General features: G+C 51.7%; 13 protein-coding genes and 1 pseudogene. 8 read left to right on the plus strand and 6 right to left on the minus strand.

The window, feature by feature from the left end; genetic code table 11:
* Positions 1 to 36: 36 nt before the first annotated feature.
* Entirely contained in the window at positions 37 to 798 is a 762-nt protein-coding gene (kduD, locus tag AB182_RS04200) for a 2-dehydro-3-deoxy-D-gluconate 5-dehydrogenase KduD (protein WP_047369017.1), read from the plus strand.
* A gap of 214 nt (positions 799 to 1,012) precedes the next feature.
* Here the strand turns inward: kduD and AB182_RS04205 are convergent, their stop codons facing one another.
* From AB182_RS04205 to AB182_RS04215, 3 genes are all read right to left on the minus strand, one after another.
* Entirely contained in the window at positions 1,013 to 2,065 is a 1,053-nt protein-coding gene (locus tag AB182_RS04205; protein ID WP_139153687.1) for an SEL1-like repeat protein, read from the minus strand.
* A gap of 53 nt (positions 2,066 to 2,118) precedes the next feature.
* Entirely contained in the window at positions 2,119 to 3,135 is a 1,017-nt protein-coding gene (locus AB182_RS04210) for a hypothetical protein (RefSeq protein ID WP_047369019.1), read from the minus strand.
* Positions 3,136 to 3,212: 77 nt separating this feature from the next.
* Positions 3,213 to 4,049: a hypothetical protein gene (locus tag AB182_RS04215; RefSeq protein ID WP_047369020.1), complete on the minus strand. Its 837-nt coding sequence runs from the start codon at positions 4,047 to 4,049 to the stop codon at positions 3,213 to 3,215.
* A 225-nt stretch (positions 4,050 to 4,274) separates the two neighbouring features.
* Here AB182_RS04215 and AB182_RS04220 point away from each other — a divergent pair, with 225 nt between their 5' ends.
* A complete protein-coding gene (locus AB182_RS04220) occupies positions 4,275 to 4,967 on the plus strand; it encodes an aspartate/glutamate racemase (RefSeq protein ID WP_047369021.1) in 693 nt (230 codons plus the stop codon).
* On the opposite strand, the gene AB182_RS04225 is transcribed toward AB182_RS04220, so the two are convergent.
* Positions 4,964 to 5,890 (minus strand): LysR family transcriptional regulator, encoded by a 927-nt coding sequence (locus AB182_RS04225; RefSeq protein WP_047369022.1) that lies wholly within the window; start codon positions 5,888 to 5,890, stop codon positions 4,964 to 4,966. The genes AB182_RS04220 and AB182_RS04225 overlap by 4 nt on opposite strands.
* Before the next feature lie 117 nt (positions 5,891 to 6,007).
* Here AB182_RS04225 and lysA point away from each other — a divergent pair, with 117 nt between their 5' ends.
* Positions 6,008 to 7,270: a diaminopimelate decarboxylase gene (lysA, locus tag AB182_RS04230; RefSeq protein WP_047369023.1), complete on the plus strand. Its 1,263-nt coding sequence runs from the start codon at positions 6,008 to 6,010 to the stop codon at positions 7,268 to 7,270.
* 128 nt (positions 7,271 to 7,398) lie between these two features.
* Here lysA and AB182_RS04235 read toward each other — a convergent pair.
* Positions 7,399 to 8,423: pseudogene (locus tag AB182_RS04235) on the minus strand (LacI family DNA-binding transcriptional regulator).
* 294 nt (positions 8,424 to 8,717) lie between these two features.
* Here AB182_RS04235 and AB182_RS04240 point away from each other — a divergent pair.
* The 5 genes from AB182_RS04240 to AB182_RS04260 all read left to right on the plus strand — a co-directional run bounded on the left by AB182_RS04240 (position 8,718) and on the right by AB182_RS04260 (position 13,171).
* Positions 8,718 to 10,055 carry a PTS sugar transporter subunit IIC gene (locus AB182_RS04240; RefSeq protein WP_047369024.1) on the plus strand — a complete coding sequence of 446 codons (1,338 nt, stop codon included), beginning with the start codon at positions 8,718 to 8,720 and terminating at the stop codon, positions 10,053 to 10,055.
* A gap of 11 nt (positions 10,056 to 10,066) precedes the next feature.
* Positions 10,067 to 11,494, plus strand: coding sequence for a glycoside hydrolase family 1 protein (locus AB182_RS04245; protein ID WP_047369025.1), 1,428 nt, complete (start codon positions 10,067 to 10,069; stop codon positions 11,492 to 11,494).
* A 9-nt stretch (positions 11,495 to 11,503) separates the two neighbouring features.
* A complete protein-coding gene (locus AB182_RS04250; RefSeq protein ID WP_047369026.1) occupies positions 11,504 to 11,821 on the plus strand; it encodes a PTS sugar transporter subunit IIB in 318 nt (105 codons plus the stop codon).
* 130 nt (positions 11,822 to 11,951) lie between these two features.
* Complete coding sequence (locus AB182_RS04255) at positions 11,952 to 12,725, plus strand: GntR family transcriptional regulator (RefSeq protein WP_039077118.1); 774 nt, start codon at positions 11,952 to 11,954, stop codon at positions 12,723 to 12,725.
* Complete coding sequence (locus AB182_RS04260; RefSeq protein WP_047369027.1) at positions 12,722 to 13,171, plus strand: GNAT family N-acetyltransferase; 450 nt, start codon at positions 12,722 to 12,724, stop codon at positions 13,169 to 13,171. Before AB182_RS04255 ends, AB182_RS04260 begins: the two co-directional genes overlap by 4 nt.
* Here the strand turns inward: AB182_RS04260 and galR are convergent.
* On the minus strand, positions 13,168 to 14,175 hold the full coding sequence (galR, locus tag AB182_RS04265) for an HTH-type transcriptional regulator GalR (RefSeq protein WP_047369028.1): 1,008 nt from the start codon (positions 14,173 to 14,175) through the stop codon (positions 13,168 to 13,170). The genes AB182_RS04260 and galR overlap by 4 nt on opposite strands.
* Positions 14,176 to 14,660 lie beyond the last annotated feature (485 nt).

The raw sequence follows: 14,660 nt of genomic DNA on the forward strand, positions 1-14,660 counted from the left end.
CTGCGGCTGCAGGCGCTGAAAGATTAAGGAACAAACATGATTCTGGATGCATTCTCTCTTCAAGGTAAAGTGGCTGTCGTTTCCGGGTGTGATACCGGTCTGGGCCAGGGCATGGCGCTGGGTCTGGCGGAAGCGGGCTGTGATATCGTGGGCATCAACATTGTTGAACCGACCGAAACTATTGAGCGCGTCACCGCGCTGGGTCGTCGTTTCCTGAGCCTGACGGCTGATCTGCGTAAAATCGACGGCATCCCGGCGCTGCTGGATCGCGCGGTGGCCGAGTTCGGCAAAATTGACATTCTGGTCAACAACGCAGGCCTGATTCGTCGCGAAGACGCGATCAATTTTAGCGAGCAGGACTGGGATGACGTGATGAACCTGAACATCAAAAGCGTCTTCTTTATGTCTCAGGCGGCGGCGAAACATTTCATCGCGCAGGGCAATGGCGGCAAGATCATTAACATCGCCTCCATGCTCTCCTTCCAGGGCGGTATCCGCGTACCGTCTTACACCGCGTCCAAAAGCGGCGTAATGGGCGTGACCCGTCTGCTGGCGAACGAATGGGCGAAACACAACATCAACGTCAACGCCATCGCACCGGGCTATATGGCCACCAACAACACCCAGCAGCTGCGCGCTGACGAAGAGCGTAGCGCGGCTATCCTCGAGCGTATCCCGGCGGGCCGCTGGGGGCTGCCGAGCGACCTGATGGGGCCGATTGTGTTCCTGTCCTCCAGCGCATCTGACTACATCAATGGTTATACCGTTGCTGTCGACGGCGGCTGGCTGGCGCGTTAATTTGCTTGATACCGTCCTTCTTTGAACGGTAATAAAAAAGCCAGTCAGTGGTAATCTGACTGGCTTTTTATTTTGTTTCCCGTGTCATAAATACGGCTCAGGGGATCGGCGGCACATCCACCATTTCTGTATTTTCTGTTGGATCAGAGCTGACCGTCAAATAATGTATTATATTCAGCATTGTTTTTTTGCTTATCACTCAGATATCAGTAATTCAAGGTTCCGGCAGTATAGGATCATGCTCGGATCGCCACGTATAATAATCCCCTTCTAATATGTTATCTTTAATTTGTAGAGCAATCTTCAAACCTTTTTCTTTTTGTGCGGGGCTAAGCCCTTTTTCTTTGAGTTTGACACGTATAGTTTTATTAAAATTGTCGTAGATTTCTTCATTTTCTGATTCAGAACGGTATTGATCAGCGTAGTTTTGTTGATAATTACGATAGCTCATTTGAGCGACTAAAGACCATGCATATGCCTGTTCCAGATTCTGTTCTATACCAGCACCATAAAGATAAAATTCACTGATTCTTATCTGAGCATATTGTGAGTCATGGAGTGCGCTCATTTTATAGGCAGAAAAACTTTCCATCAGTTCTTCCTGGGATAAGTTAGTAACTCTGTCTTGCAGTGAATTTAGTTCGCTAAAGTAGCTGTTTTTGAATGCGAATCCGGATGGAAAAAGTATGTTATCCGCTAATGATGAATGTTCATGGTAACCTCCCTCAATAGCATATCGCATATACCGGATAAGCTTATTGCGGTTTTCATGCGTTAATGGATTAAATTTTGTGTAGGTTGTACCTGCTGTCCATTTAAGTCTTCCGGTAGCTAGTCTGGCAGCCAGGGGATAACGCATTTCAGCCAGTGTGGTAATAAATTCGCTGTAATCCATATTAAATATATCAGGGCGTTTAAGACGATGCCCATAGCGATTAACGATACGGTGTGCATTTTGTTTGTAGAAGTCTTCCAGAAAAGCGTTGTCGTTAACGAGAAACTGAATACGTGCATATTGAATCATCGCATTTTTATCACCCTGCCAGGCATGTATAATAAGGTTTATCAAATTTTCATCACTTTCAATTATATGTGTTTCTGGCGTTATTGCGTTTCGTTGCATTATCCATGAATGTTTCACTGTCCATAATTCAGACCTGGGAAGGAGTGATGGTGTTATAGAACAAGCTATATCAATTGCACCATCATGCGCAGAGTTAATAAGTAGAGTTATAACCACCAGGAATAATGAGCGTGTTGATGTCATGGATTGCGGCCTGTTGTTGATTTTTCATTATATATAACGAGAATAGCCTTAATTCAGGGCATCGGCGGCACATCCTCCATTTCTTCTTCCCAGATGCGATAATCCACGTCGGAAAATCCAGGGTTAATTCTCCCGGCGAGAGATTCACCCAGCTTAATTTTCTCATCAGTTGCAGTGGACAATATTAACGGTTGCAGAACGGTTTTGTTATAGTTATTCAGGTGAGCTTGTCCACTGTTATATTTATAATAATCTTCGTTTCTTATTTTGATGAAATTCAGAAAGTTGTCTCTCGCGATTAATGACCAGGCCCAGGCCTGCGTAATGTCCTGGGATACGCTAATTCCATAGTAGTGGAACTCGGCCATTTTAATCTGGGCATAAAGTGAGCCTTGCAGGGCGCACTTTTTATATGCAAGGTAACTGTCCTCCAGCTCTTTTGGAGATAAATTGGGGATCCTGTCCTGTAGGGTATGAATCTGTGTGTGATTACTGTCTTTATAGTCAAAGCCGCTGGCAAAAAGTATCGCACTGGCAAGTGATAAATGATAACGGAATCCGCCTTTGATGGCATAACGGGTGTAGTGTATTAACTTTTCACGGTTTTCTGGTGTCAATGGATTATGAATTATGCCTGTTCTCCCTGCATCCCACTGGAATCGTCCTGAAACCAACGCCGCAGCCAGGGGATACTCCATATCTGCCAGTTTGAGAATAAGATCTCGGTAGTGTAAATCCAGTATATCCGGCCGTCTGAGAGGCCTGCCATGCTGGTCAACGATGTTATGCCTGTTTTCCCAGATAAAATCCTCCACAATGGGGTTGCCGAAGAGTTCAAGCTGAATCATCGCATAGTCGATCAGGGCGTTTTTATCCCACTGCCAGGCCTGGCGGATTAATGCCAGCATCGCATCTTTGTCATCGATATTAGGGTGCTCTGGCGTAATGGCTTTTGCTGCTACCTCGCGTGAATATTCGACCGTCCACAATGCCTCCTGCGGTAGCATGGCGAGTTTAACGGAAAAATCCCTGGGGCGATTTTTATAGCAGTATAATGCGAGCAGTAACATTACAGTTAGCCACATAATTGTCCGCAAGGAAAAAAAACGTTTCCGGCAATGACTCATCGCGTTATCCGTGCCTCCTGTCAGATAAAATTAAGATCATCATCATTAAACTGATTCTGTGCCACTTTTCTGTCAATTTTCTCTCCATTTCTGTATTTTCTGCAGGGCCAGAGTTGACCACCAAATAGTGTTTTATACTCAACGTCATTAGAAAAACGTTCTTTTATAGCATCCCCTGATTTATATCCCCATAACACAAGTTCGTTCATTCCCAACACGTCTATCGCGATTTTATCATTGACTGTGGCCCGGTATTTCCAGTCTTGTGGCTGCGGACCATAATTGAAAGAAGCATAAACCATCTGACCAATAACATAAGCTGGCTGATAGCTGGAAAAATCACGGGCAATACATTCCTCACTGTTCCGCTGAGTTAAATTATCATCTTCAAAACGCCCGGAGCGGCAGCTATGCAGGACCAGATGTCCTAGTTCTGGGCTCCATCTCAGCTTTTCGAGAGACTGGATAACGGTTTTATTAATATGTTCACCCTTTCGGATTATGATTTGATCAGGATCGCTATGCGCAAAAATATGGATTTCATACAGCTCATAGGTGTACATTCCCGATTTATTCCGTAATTGCAGGTCATTAAAGATACTTGTCCAGATATCTTTAAATTCCTGTTGGCTTCTGAATATTTTAGGTGCCGGAATCACACTCTTAGGGTTTTTCTCCAGAAGTCGCTTTCTTTTAAACTCTGCGGCTTTCAGCATTTCCGCGCCGCCGTGTCCGCCGTACGCAATCATCACATCATATCTTTTGGTTTGAGTGATTTTTACCTGATGCACATGCACTGCCCCGTTCGGATCCATCGGGCGAGTATTGGCATGGCTAATGTTGTCAATTTCAGGCATTTCATTATTCCTTAATGATGATAACTGTCCGGTGATCGGCTGCAGCCAGTGAATAAGCTAACCGATAATCGTGCCAGCTTAAGTGCGGATAAGGGTAGAAGCTGAAAAATCAGAATTCATAAAGTGAATTAACCTCTATATACGGTTTGCATCCGTCCCTCAAGATACCTTGAAACTCGCCCCTGAGTTTGCTTGACTGAGTGCTTACTCAGAGGGAGAGGCATAATGAAAACGATTGGACTGCTGGGCGGCATGAGCTGGGAATCCACCATTCCGTATTACCGCCTGATTAATGAAGGGGTGAAGGAGAAATTGGGTGGCCTGCACTCCGCCAGCCTGTTGCTCCACAGTGTGGATTTCCACGAGATTGAAGAGTGTCAGCGCAGCGGCGAATGGGAAAAGGCCGGGGATATTCTGGCGGATGCGGCTATTGGCCTGCAAAACGCCGGTGCGCAGGGCATTGTGCTCTGTACGAACACCATGCATAAAATCGCCGGGCAGATTGAAGCGCGCATCGATGTGCCGTTTTTGCATATTGCCGATGCCACCGGGCGGGCGATTGTGGCGCAGAAACAGTCCAAAGTAGCGCTGCTGGGCACGCGCTATACCATGGAGCAGGATTTTTACCGTGGCCGTCTGACCGAAGCGTTTGGCATCGAAACGCTGATCCCGGGGGAGTCAGATCGCGCGCGGGTCAATCAGATTATTTTTGACGAGCTGTGCCTGGGGACGTTTAGCGATGCGTCGCGCGCCTATTATGTCAGTCTGATTACCCAACTGGCAGAGCAGGGGGCGCAGGGGGTGATTTTCGGTTGTACCGAAATTGGCCTGCTGGTTTCACAAGATCAGTCGCCAATCCCTGTCTTTGATACTGCCGCGTTGCACGCTGCCGATGCCGTGACCTTTATGCTCTCCTAAACGGCATTGAGTACCGCGTTCAGTGGGCCGGTAATCAGTGGCATCGCCTCCTGCAAATGGCGACTAAATGCGTCGACCAGCGCGGAAGAAGGGCGATGCAGCGGGCGAATCAGGCTTACCGTGAAAGGCACATCGATACTGAAACGTCGCACCACCACGCCACTGGCGGCGTAATCGAGCGCGGTCAGTGGGTTGACTACTGAAATGCCGACGCCGGCGCGGACCATCGCGCAGACCGATGCCGCGCTGTGCGTTTCGAGTACCATACGGCGTTTTACCTGATGTTCACTGAACAAAACATCCAGTAATTGCCGATAGCTGTCGGTACGCGACAGGCTGATGTAATTCTCACCCTGAAAATCCGCAGGGGTAAGCTGCGTTTTATGGGCCAGTCGGTGGTTTTGCGGCAGGACACACACTTCGTTAAAGGTCAGCAGCGGCGTACGCTCGGTACCGGCAGGCGTGCTGACGGTTTCCGTCAGGCCCAAATCATGACGCTGGGCGGAGAGCCACTCCTCCAGCAGCGGCGACTCTTGCGGCACGATATTCAGGCTTACGTCCGGGTAGCGGGCAAGAAAAGGCTGCAACAGCAGCGGTAAAAATGACTGGGAAAAGACCGGCAGGCAGGCGACCGACAGCTCGCCCTGACGAAATTCACGCAGGCTTTCGGCGGCGCTGACAATTCTGTCCAGTCCGTACCAGGATCGCTGTACCTCTTCAAACAGACGCAACCCCTGCACCGTGGGATGCAGGCGCCCGCGCGCGCGTTCAAACAATTTCAACCCCAGCACTTTTTCAAAGCGCGCCAGCTCCCGGCTAACGGTAGGCTGCGAGGTATGCAGTAACTGAGCGGCTTCCGTCAGGTTACCGGTAGTCATCACGGCATGAAAAATTTCTATGTGGCGCAGGTTTACGGCGGGCATGGCGGCATCCTGGTAAGCGAATCCATATCATTTTTGCATAGACTCACGATAAAACGATATTTTTTATTCCTCTTTGCCTGTGGCGTAATCATAAAAAACACCGTTCCGGAGTCTCTTATGCCACGCCCACTGACACAAACCACCACTGACCTTAATGCCGCTAACCTGCTGCGGCTGCCTGCTGAATTTGGCTGCCCGGTGTGGGTTTACGATGCGCAAATTATTCGCGACCAGATTGCCCGCCTGGCGCAGTTTGATGTGATTCGTTTCGCGCAGAAAGCCTGCTCGAACATTCATATCCTGCGCCTGATGCGTGAGCAGGGCGTGAAGGTGGACTCGGTGTCTTTAGGGGAAATTGAACGTGCGCTGGCGGCGGGTTACGACCCGAAAAACCATCCGGGCGATATTGTCTTTACGGCGGACGTGATTGATGAGGCGACGCTCGCCCGCGTGAGCGAGCTGCGTATCCCGGTGAACGCCGGGTCGGTGGATATGCTGGAACAACTGGGTCAGGTTTCTGCCGGACACCCGGTATGGCTGCGCGTTAACCCCGGTTTCGGTCACGGCCACAGCCAGAAAACCAACACCGGCGGCGAGAACAGCAAACACGGCATCTGGTACAGCGACCTGCCGGCCGCACTGGAGGTTATGCAGCGTTATAACCTGCAACTGGTGGGTATTCATATGCATATCGGTTCCGGGGTCGATTATGGCCACCTTGAGCAGGTATGCGGCGCGATGGTGCGCCAGGTGATTGAATTTGGTCAGGATTTACAGGCTATTTCCGCAGGCGGCGGCCTCTCTATTCCTTACCATGAAGGGGAAGAGGGCGTGGACACGGATCACTATTACAGCCTGTGGAATGCCGCGCGTGAACAGGTGGCGAAACATCTGGGCCACCCGGTAAAACTGGAGATCGAACCGGGACGCTTCCTGGTGGCGGAATCCGGCGTACTGGTCGCTCAGGTACGCAGTGTGAAAGAGATGGGAAGCCGCCACTTTGTACTGATCGATGCAGGATTTAACGATCTGATGCGCCCGTCCATGTACGGTAGCTATCACCACATCACCGCGCTGGCGGCTGACGGGCGCGATTTAACCACCGCGCCGCGTATCGATACCGTGGTGGCCGGACCGCTGTGTGAGTCTGGCGATGTGTTTACCCAGCAGGAAGGCGGCAAAGTGGAAACCCGCGCGCTGCCTGCCGTGAGGCCGGGGGATTATCTTGTGCTGCACGATACCGGTGCTTATGGTGCGTCCATGTCATCTAATTACAACAGCCGCCCGCTGCTGCCGGAAGTGCTGTTTGATAACGGCGTGGCGCGCCTGATTCGTCGTCGTCAGACGATTGAAGAGCTGCTGGCGCTGGAACAGGTATAAGGCCTGGTACTCTCTCCTGAGGAGCGAGGATATCAGCGATTCTCAAAAGAAGGTGCAGCCGCATCCGTTAATTCCCCGGTGGCACTGACGCTTACCGGGGCTACGGTTGATATGTTCGCTAGCCCGGATCAGGCGTCAGCTTTATCCGGGAAAAATGGCCCGGGGGCGACGGAATCACGCAGTACCAGGGTGCCGGTAAAAGGAGGGATCGCTTCGATCGCCTCTTTGTTGACCAGCCGGACAGCTTGATCGATGGCCGTGGTGATCATGCTCTCAATCGGCAGGTAAACCGTCGACAGCCCCGGCTCCAGCCAACGGGCGCTGGGTGCGTCATCGAAACCAAACAGAGAAATGTCCTGCGGAATACGTAGCCCCGCCTGATGCAGCGCCTTTGAAGCCCCCAGCGCCATATCGTCGTTACAGGCAAACAGCGCGCTGACCTTAATGCCCTCGTGTAAGATCTCCTGGCACAGTTCATAACCGCGTGACATGGATGAGTCGCCGTATTTCACTTTGGCCGGATCCCAACAAATACCGTGTTTTTCCAGCGCCTTGCGATATCCCATCAGACGGGCTTTGCCGGTTGGCGTGTGGATGGGGGCGGTGATACAAGCAATATCGTGATGACCCTGGTTCACCAGATAATCCACCGCCTGAAACGCCGCGTCCTGCTGTTCAAAAAAACGCATTTATCGTGGGCCTGAAACACCTCGCGGTTGATCACGATAAGCGGCATCGGGGTCGTATCAATTAGACGAATAATCGCCTTCTCGCTCATAAAGCGGGTGTAAAGAATGATGGCGTCGCAGCGTCTGTCGGCCAGCATCTGTACGGCCAGTTCTTCACGTTCCGGGGCATCGTGCCCGTCGGTCACAATCAGCTGTTTACCATAGGCTTCCGCCTGGCGTGATGCCTGTTGTAAAAGGCGACCAAAATAGAAACCGTTAAAAGTGGAAACCACCAGGCCAATGTTATTACTGGTGCGTGTTGCCAGCGACTGGGCCAGAAAATTAGGCCGATAACCCAGTTCTTCCATCGCCTGATAAACCCGTTTACGGGTGCTCTCTTTTACCTGACCTGTATCGTTCAACACGCGCGATACTGTAGCCTTGGAGACACCCGCGCGCAGTGAGACATCCAGCATTGTCGCCATGACCTGATCCTGTATCACATGAAGGCCGCTATTTTATCACATTCATCAAAGCGCAGCGGGACGGGGGAGAGACAATAACCGGATCGATCACGCTTTTCATGCAACCCGAAGAAATCCCTGATTTCTCTATGGTGGTATGCCAAATTTGCTGAAAATGGCAAATCTGGAATGCCAGATGCCGTGTTGCGACCTCAATCACAGAACTATTTTCTATCGATAGCTATTTTTGGTATGCCAAAAGGTATTGAGCTGTATACCTGACACGATAAAAGCCCTTTTACTGAGGTACCTCTGATGGCTCTACAGGAAAAGTTAATCGATTCGCTGGGTAGCTTCGCGACCAAATTCAACAGCTATCGCTATATCATGGCGATCAAGGCTTCGTTTATTACCCTGATGCCGGTCATTATCGTCGGCGCCTTCTCCGTGCTTATCTCCAATATGGTGCTGGATCCGAAAAACGGCCTCGCCAGCTTTGATGCGCTGTCGTTTCTGGCAGCGCTTAAGCCGATTACCAGCGCCATCAACTACGCCACGCTCAACTTTTTGAATATCGGTGCGGTATTCCTGATTGGTATTGAGCTTGGGCGTATTAACGGGATCAAAACCCTGTTCCCCGGTTTGCTGGCGGTTATCTGCTTTATCTGCGTGACGCCGACGACGGTGGAAATGCTGGTGGATGGCCAAATGCATGTGGTGAAAGATGTGCTGCTGCGCCAGTTCTCGGATACCCGTAGCCTGTTCCTCGGCATGTTTATCGCGATTCTCTCCGTTGAGATTTACTGTTGGCTGGAAAACCGTGAAGGGCTAAAAATCAAAATGCCGGATACGGTACCGCCTAACGTCTCGGCGTCGTTCTCAGCGTTGATCCCGGCCATTATTACTACCACGGTAATCGCGACATTGGGTTTTGTCTTTCATCAGCTCACTGGCATGTACCTCTATGATGCGGTTTATCAGGTGGTGCAACAGCCGCTGGAACGCGTGGTGCAAAGCCTGCCCGGCATCCTGCTATTGATGTTTGTCGCCCAGCTGTTTTGGGTGATCGGCATTCATGGCAACCAGATGATCAAGCCGATCCGCGAACCCCTGCTGCTTGGCGCGATCACGGTCAACATGAGCGCATTTGAGCAGGGCAAAGAAGTACCCAATATCATCACCATGCCTTTCTGGGATGTGTATATGAGTATTGGCGGTTCCGGTCTGACCATTGGCCTGCTGATCGCAGTGATGATTGCTACCAAACGCAAAGAGATGAAAGAGATCGCCAAGCTCTCCATCGGCCCAGGCATTTTCAATATCAACGAGCCGGTAATATTCGGCATGCCGATCATGCTCAATCCGATCCTCGCGATCCCCTTTATCATCACTCCGCTGGTGACCGGCTCAATCGGCTACTTTGCCACGGTTACCGGTTTCGCCGGCAAAGCCGTGGTGATGGTGCCCTGGACCACGCCGCCGCTGATTAACGCCTGGCTGTCCACCGCCGGTTCGATGGGCGCGGTGGTGACGCAACTGGTCTGCATCCTGGCTTCGATCCTTATTTATCTGCCTTTTGTGAAGATTGCCTCCCGCCGTGCGGAGCAAGCGCAGTTGCAGGCCGAATCCACTGAAATGGCGAAAAATGCGTAAAGGAGCCTGACGTGAGCACGAAAACACTCACCATCCCGCCGACGTTTATCCTTGGCGCGGCGGCGTCAGCCTGGCAAACCGAGGGCTGGAGCGGCAAAAAAGACGGGCAGGATTCATGGCCCGATCTTTGGTACAAAAACGACAGACAGGTCTGGCATGAGGGCTATGGCCCGGCGGTGGCGACTGACTTTTACCACCGTTTTCGTGAAGATGTGCAGCTGATGAAGCAGGCCGGGCTGACGCACTATCGCACCTCCATCAACTGGTCACGCTTTCTGACCGACTATGAAAAAGGTGTCGTGGATGAAGAGTATGCGGCGTATTACGACCAGCTCTTTGACGAGATGGCGTGTAACCGCATTGTGCCGATGATTTGCCTTGAACATTACGAATTGCCCGGTTATCTGCTGGAAACCTACGGCGGCTGGGCGTCGAAAAAAGTCGTTGAACTGTATCTGCTCTACGTCGAAAAGGTTTTTGAACGCTTTCACCAGAAGGTGACACGCTGGTTCACCTTTAACGAGCCCATTGTGGTGCAAACCAGGGTCTATCTGGATGCGTTGCGCTGGCCATATGAGCAGAACACCAGCACCTGGATGCAGTGGAATCACCATAAAAATCTTGCCACAGCGAAAGTGGTGAAGCTATTTCGCGAGAAGGGTTACGTGGGAACCGTGGGCTGCATTCTGAACCCGGAAGTCACCTATCCCCGCTCCCGTGCGCCGCACGACCTGCATGCGGCCGAGATGTACGATCTGTTCTATAACCGCGTGTTCCTCGACCCGATGGTGAAAGGAGCGTATCCGCCGGAACTGTTTGCGGTGCTGGAGAAGCATCAGGTGAGCTGGGACTACACCGAAGAAGAACTGGCGATCATTCGCGACAACACTGTCGATGAGCTCGGGATCAACCTCTATTACCCGCACCGGGTCAAAGCGCCTTCCCGCGCCTGGCATCCGGAGACGCCTTTCCATCCTGCTTATTACTACGAACCTTTTGAGCTACCGGGCAGGCGCATGAATAAGTCGCGCGGCTGGGAAATCGGGCCGTTTATCATTTATGACATGGCCATGCGGATTAAAAACGAATACGGCAACATCCCGTGGTTTGTGGCGGAAAGCGGGATGGGGGTGGAGAACGAAGGGCAGTTCCGCAATGCCGACGGGGTGATTGAAGACGATTACCGTATTGCGTTTATTGCTGAGCACCTGTACCAGGCGCTACGCGCGCGGGAGGATGGCGCCAACTGCCACGGTTATATGCTCTGGGCATTTACTGACAACGTATCGCCAATGAACGCTTTTAAAAATCGCTACGGGCTGGTGGAGATCGATTTGCAACACAACCGCGACAGACGGGCGAAAAAATCGCTCTCCTGGTATCGCCGGTTAAGCGACGAACGCCAGCTTACGGTCTCTTTTGATGATGAATGGAAATAAGGAGCTGTGATGAAACGTATTGTCCTGTGTTGTTCTGCCGGGATGTCTACATCACTGGTAGTCACCAAAATGGAAAAAAACGCCGCCGAGCGCGGTCTGGATCTGAAAATATATGCCATTGCTGAGCAGGCGCTGCGCGATGAATTAGACAGCCACAGCGGCGAGATCATCGCTGTTCTGTTGGGACCGCAGGTGCGCTTTAAGCTTGCGGAAAATAAGAAACTTACCGACCAATACGCTATCCCTATCGATGTGATCGATCCGGTTGCCTATGGCACCTTAAATGGCGCGAAAGTTCTCGATCAGGCACTAAATTTGGTAAGATAGCGCGCCGAAAGGCCGGGGGATCTCCGGCCTGAGCGTTAATCCATATTTATATACCCTGAATAGTTTGGGTTGCAGGAAGCCAACGCACCTGCAACGCGCAATATGATGGGTATAAGCAACAGGTGATATTGTGGAAAAAGCTGTTATCCCGCCGGAAAAAAAACAGTACCAGGAGATTGGCGAAGATTTACGCGCGCAAATAATCCAGGGGCATTACCCCGTGGGATCCCGCCTTCCGCCTGAGCGCAATATTGCCGAAAAGTATGGTGTCAGCCGCACGATAGTCCGCGAAGCGCTCTTAATGCTTGAACTGCAGGGAACCGTCGACATTCGTCAGGGGTCTGGCGTCTATGTGATGCGTATTCCTCAGGAGCATGAAAACGAAGAAGAGCGCTTTCTTAGCAGTGATGTCGGCCCGTTTGAAATATTACAGGCGCGTCAGTTGCTCGAAAGCAACATCGCCGCCTTTGCCGCCAAAATGGCGACGCGGGCGGATATCGATAACCTGCGCCGCATACTGGAACAGGAACAGCGTGCGATTGCCCTGAATGACACCAGCCAGGACAACAGCAAAATGTTTCATTTGGTGCTGGCAGGTGCCTCACAAAATCAGATGCTGCTGGCAACGGTAGAAAGCGTCTGGCACCACATGGATAGCAGCCCGCTATGGCAGCAGTTCAATGTGCACATTACCAGTCGACCTTATCGCCTGAAATGGCTGGGCGACAGGCAAACGTTGCTCGCGGCGCTGCGCCGTCGCGATGTGATGGGCGCCTGGCAGGCTATGTGGCAGCATCTTGAAAACGTAAAAAAGAGTTTGCTGGAGCTCTCGGACGAAGATGCCCCGGATTTTGACGGCTATCTGTTTGAATCAGTGCCGATTTTTCAAGGGAAATTAATGTGAAAGTGATTCCGTTATACGACGCGCCGCAGCATGCCGAACAGGTGATCGAGTGGCTCTGGCGCGAGTTTGGCGACTCACTGCCGCGCGCGTTCTTTGAAAGCATCATTCAACACAGCCAGACGCCGGGTAGCCTGCCGCTGACCTTTGTGCTGGTGGATGGCGAAACGCTGCTTGGCACCGTCGGGCTGTGGCGTTGCGATTTGATAAGCCGCCAGGATCTGTTCCCGTGGCTGGCGGCGCTCTATGTGGCTGAATCTGCGCGCGGGCAGGGGCTGGCGCGCACATTACAGCAGCATGTGATTGCGTCTGCGCGGGAGATGGGGTTTAGCGAGCTTCATCTTTACTCGGCCTGCCGTGATTTTTATGAGCGCTTTGGCTGGCAGTATATCGGCGACGGTCTTGATTACCCGGACACGACCGTCCACCTCTATCGCTTTACCCTTTAGTTTTCCTGTGGCGTCACGACCGAGTGGCGCCTTACCAGCGTCGGGTTAAAGACATGTGTGACATCCGGAACCGGACGGTTTTCTGCCAGCGCCAGCGCCAGTTCCGCCGCCTGTGTCGCCATTGTCACGATGGGATAGCGCACAGTGGTCAGACGCGGGCGGACATAGCGTGACACCAGCACATCGTCAAAGCCAATCAGAGAGATCTCGTCTGGCACAGTAATGCCATTGTCGTTGAGTACTCCCATTGCTCCCGCCGCCATCGAATCGTTATAACAGGCGATAGCCGTAAAATTCTTGCCGCGCCCGAGCAGTTCGGTCATCGCCTGTTCCCCGCCGCTCTCGTCCGGTTCACCGAAGGTGACCAGACGCTCATTACACGGCAGGCCGTTTTCTTTGAGGGCGTCGTAATAGCCCTGCAGACGGTCTTCCGCGTCAGAAATCGCGTGGTTGGAACACAAATAGCCTATCCGGGTATGGCCCTGTTGTATGAGGTGGCGTGTCGCCAGCCAGGCGCCGTAGCGGTCATCAAGCGACACACAGCGCTGTTCGAATCCCGGCAGAATGCGGTTAATCAATACCATTCCGGGGATCTGTTTCATTAACGCGATGAGTTCGGCATCCGGCACCATTTTGGCGTGGACAACCAGTGCCGCGCAGCGGTGGCGAATCAGTTGCTCAATCGCGTTACGTTCTTTTTGCTCATTATGGTAACCATTACCAATGAGCAGAAAATTGCCGGTGCTGGAGGCGACCTGCTCAACGGCCTTTACCATCGCGCCAAAAAAAGGATCAGAAACATCACCCACCACCAGACCGACCGTTTCCGTCGATTGTTGCGCCAGCGCGCGGGCGTTAGCGTTGGGGTGATAGTTCAGACTCTCCATTGCGGTCTGGACCGCCAGTCTTGACGCTTCGCTGGCTTTAGGTGAGTCGTTAATTACGCGCGAGACCGTAGCGACAGAGACACCTGCAAGCCGGGCTACATCTTTTATTGTCGCCATTGAGCACCTTCATTTAGGGGTAAGCGTTTACACACCCACTTATGTTACGGGAATGCGCTGGCTAATCAAGGTTGTCGCCAGCGCACTTTCCACAAACGTGAGCTGGCGCGGCGAAATGACGTGAAAACGTTACATGGGAAATATATCCGCAAATATACAGTTCGAACCTTTAGTTACACTTTGCGAAAGGCTGTTTCTATTGTCTGCTGGAGAAGTAATTGGCCAGATTGCTACAGTAGTTCTCCCAGAGGTATTGATAGGTGAAGTCAACCTGAGGGTTGAACACTTGAATTACACCAACCTGCGCAGATGTGCAGGTTTTTTTTGCCATTAAGTCAATGTGTAACAAGCAGAATGATTAGAAACACCTCGTTGCACTTAGGCTCATTCGCTTGCTTTTTACCACTGGCGAGCTAACGCGCTGCCAGCCACAATCAAGATCCCAGAGGTATTGATTGGTGATTATTTCGGTACGCATTTCGTAC

Source organism: Phytobacter ursingii (assembly GCF_001022135.1).
Classification (GTDB): Bacteria; Pseudomonadota; Gammaproteobacteria; order Enterobacterales; family Enterobacteriaceae; genus Phytobacter; species Phytobacter ursingii.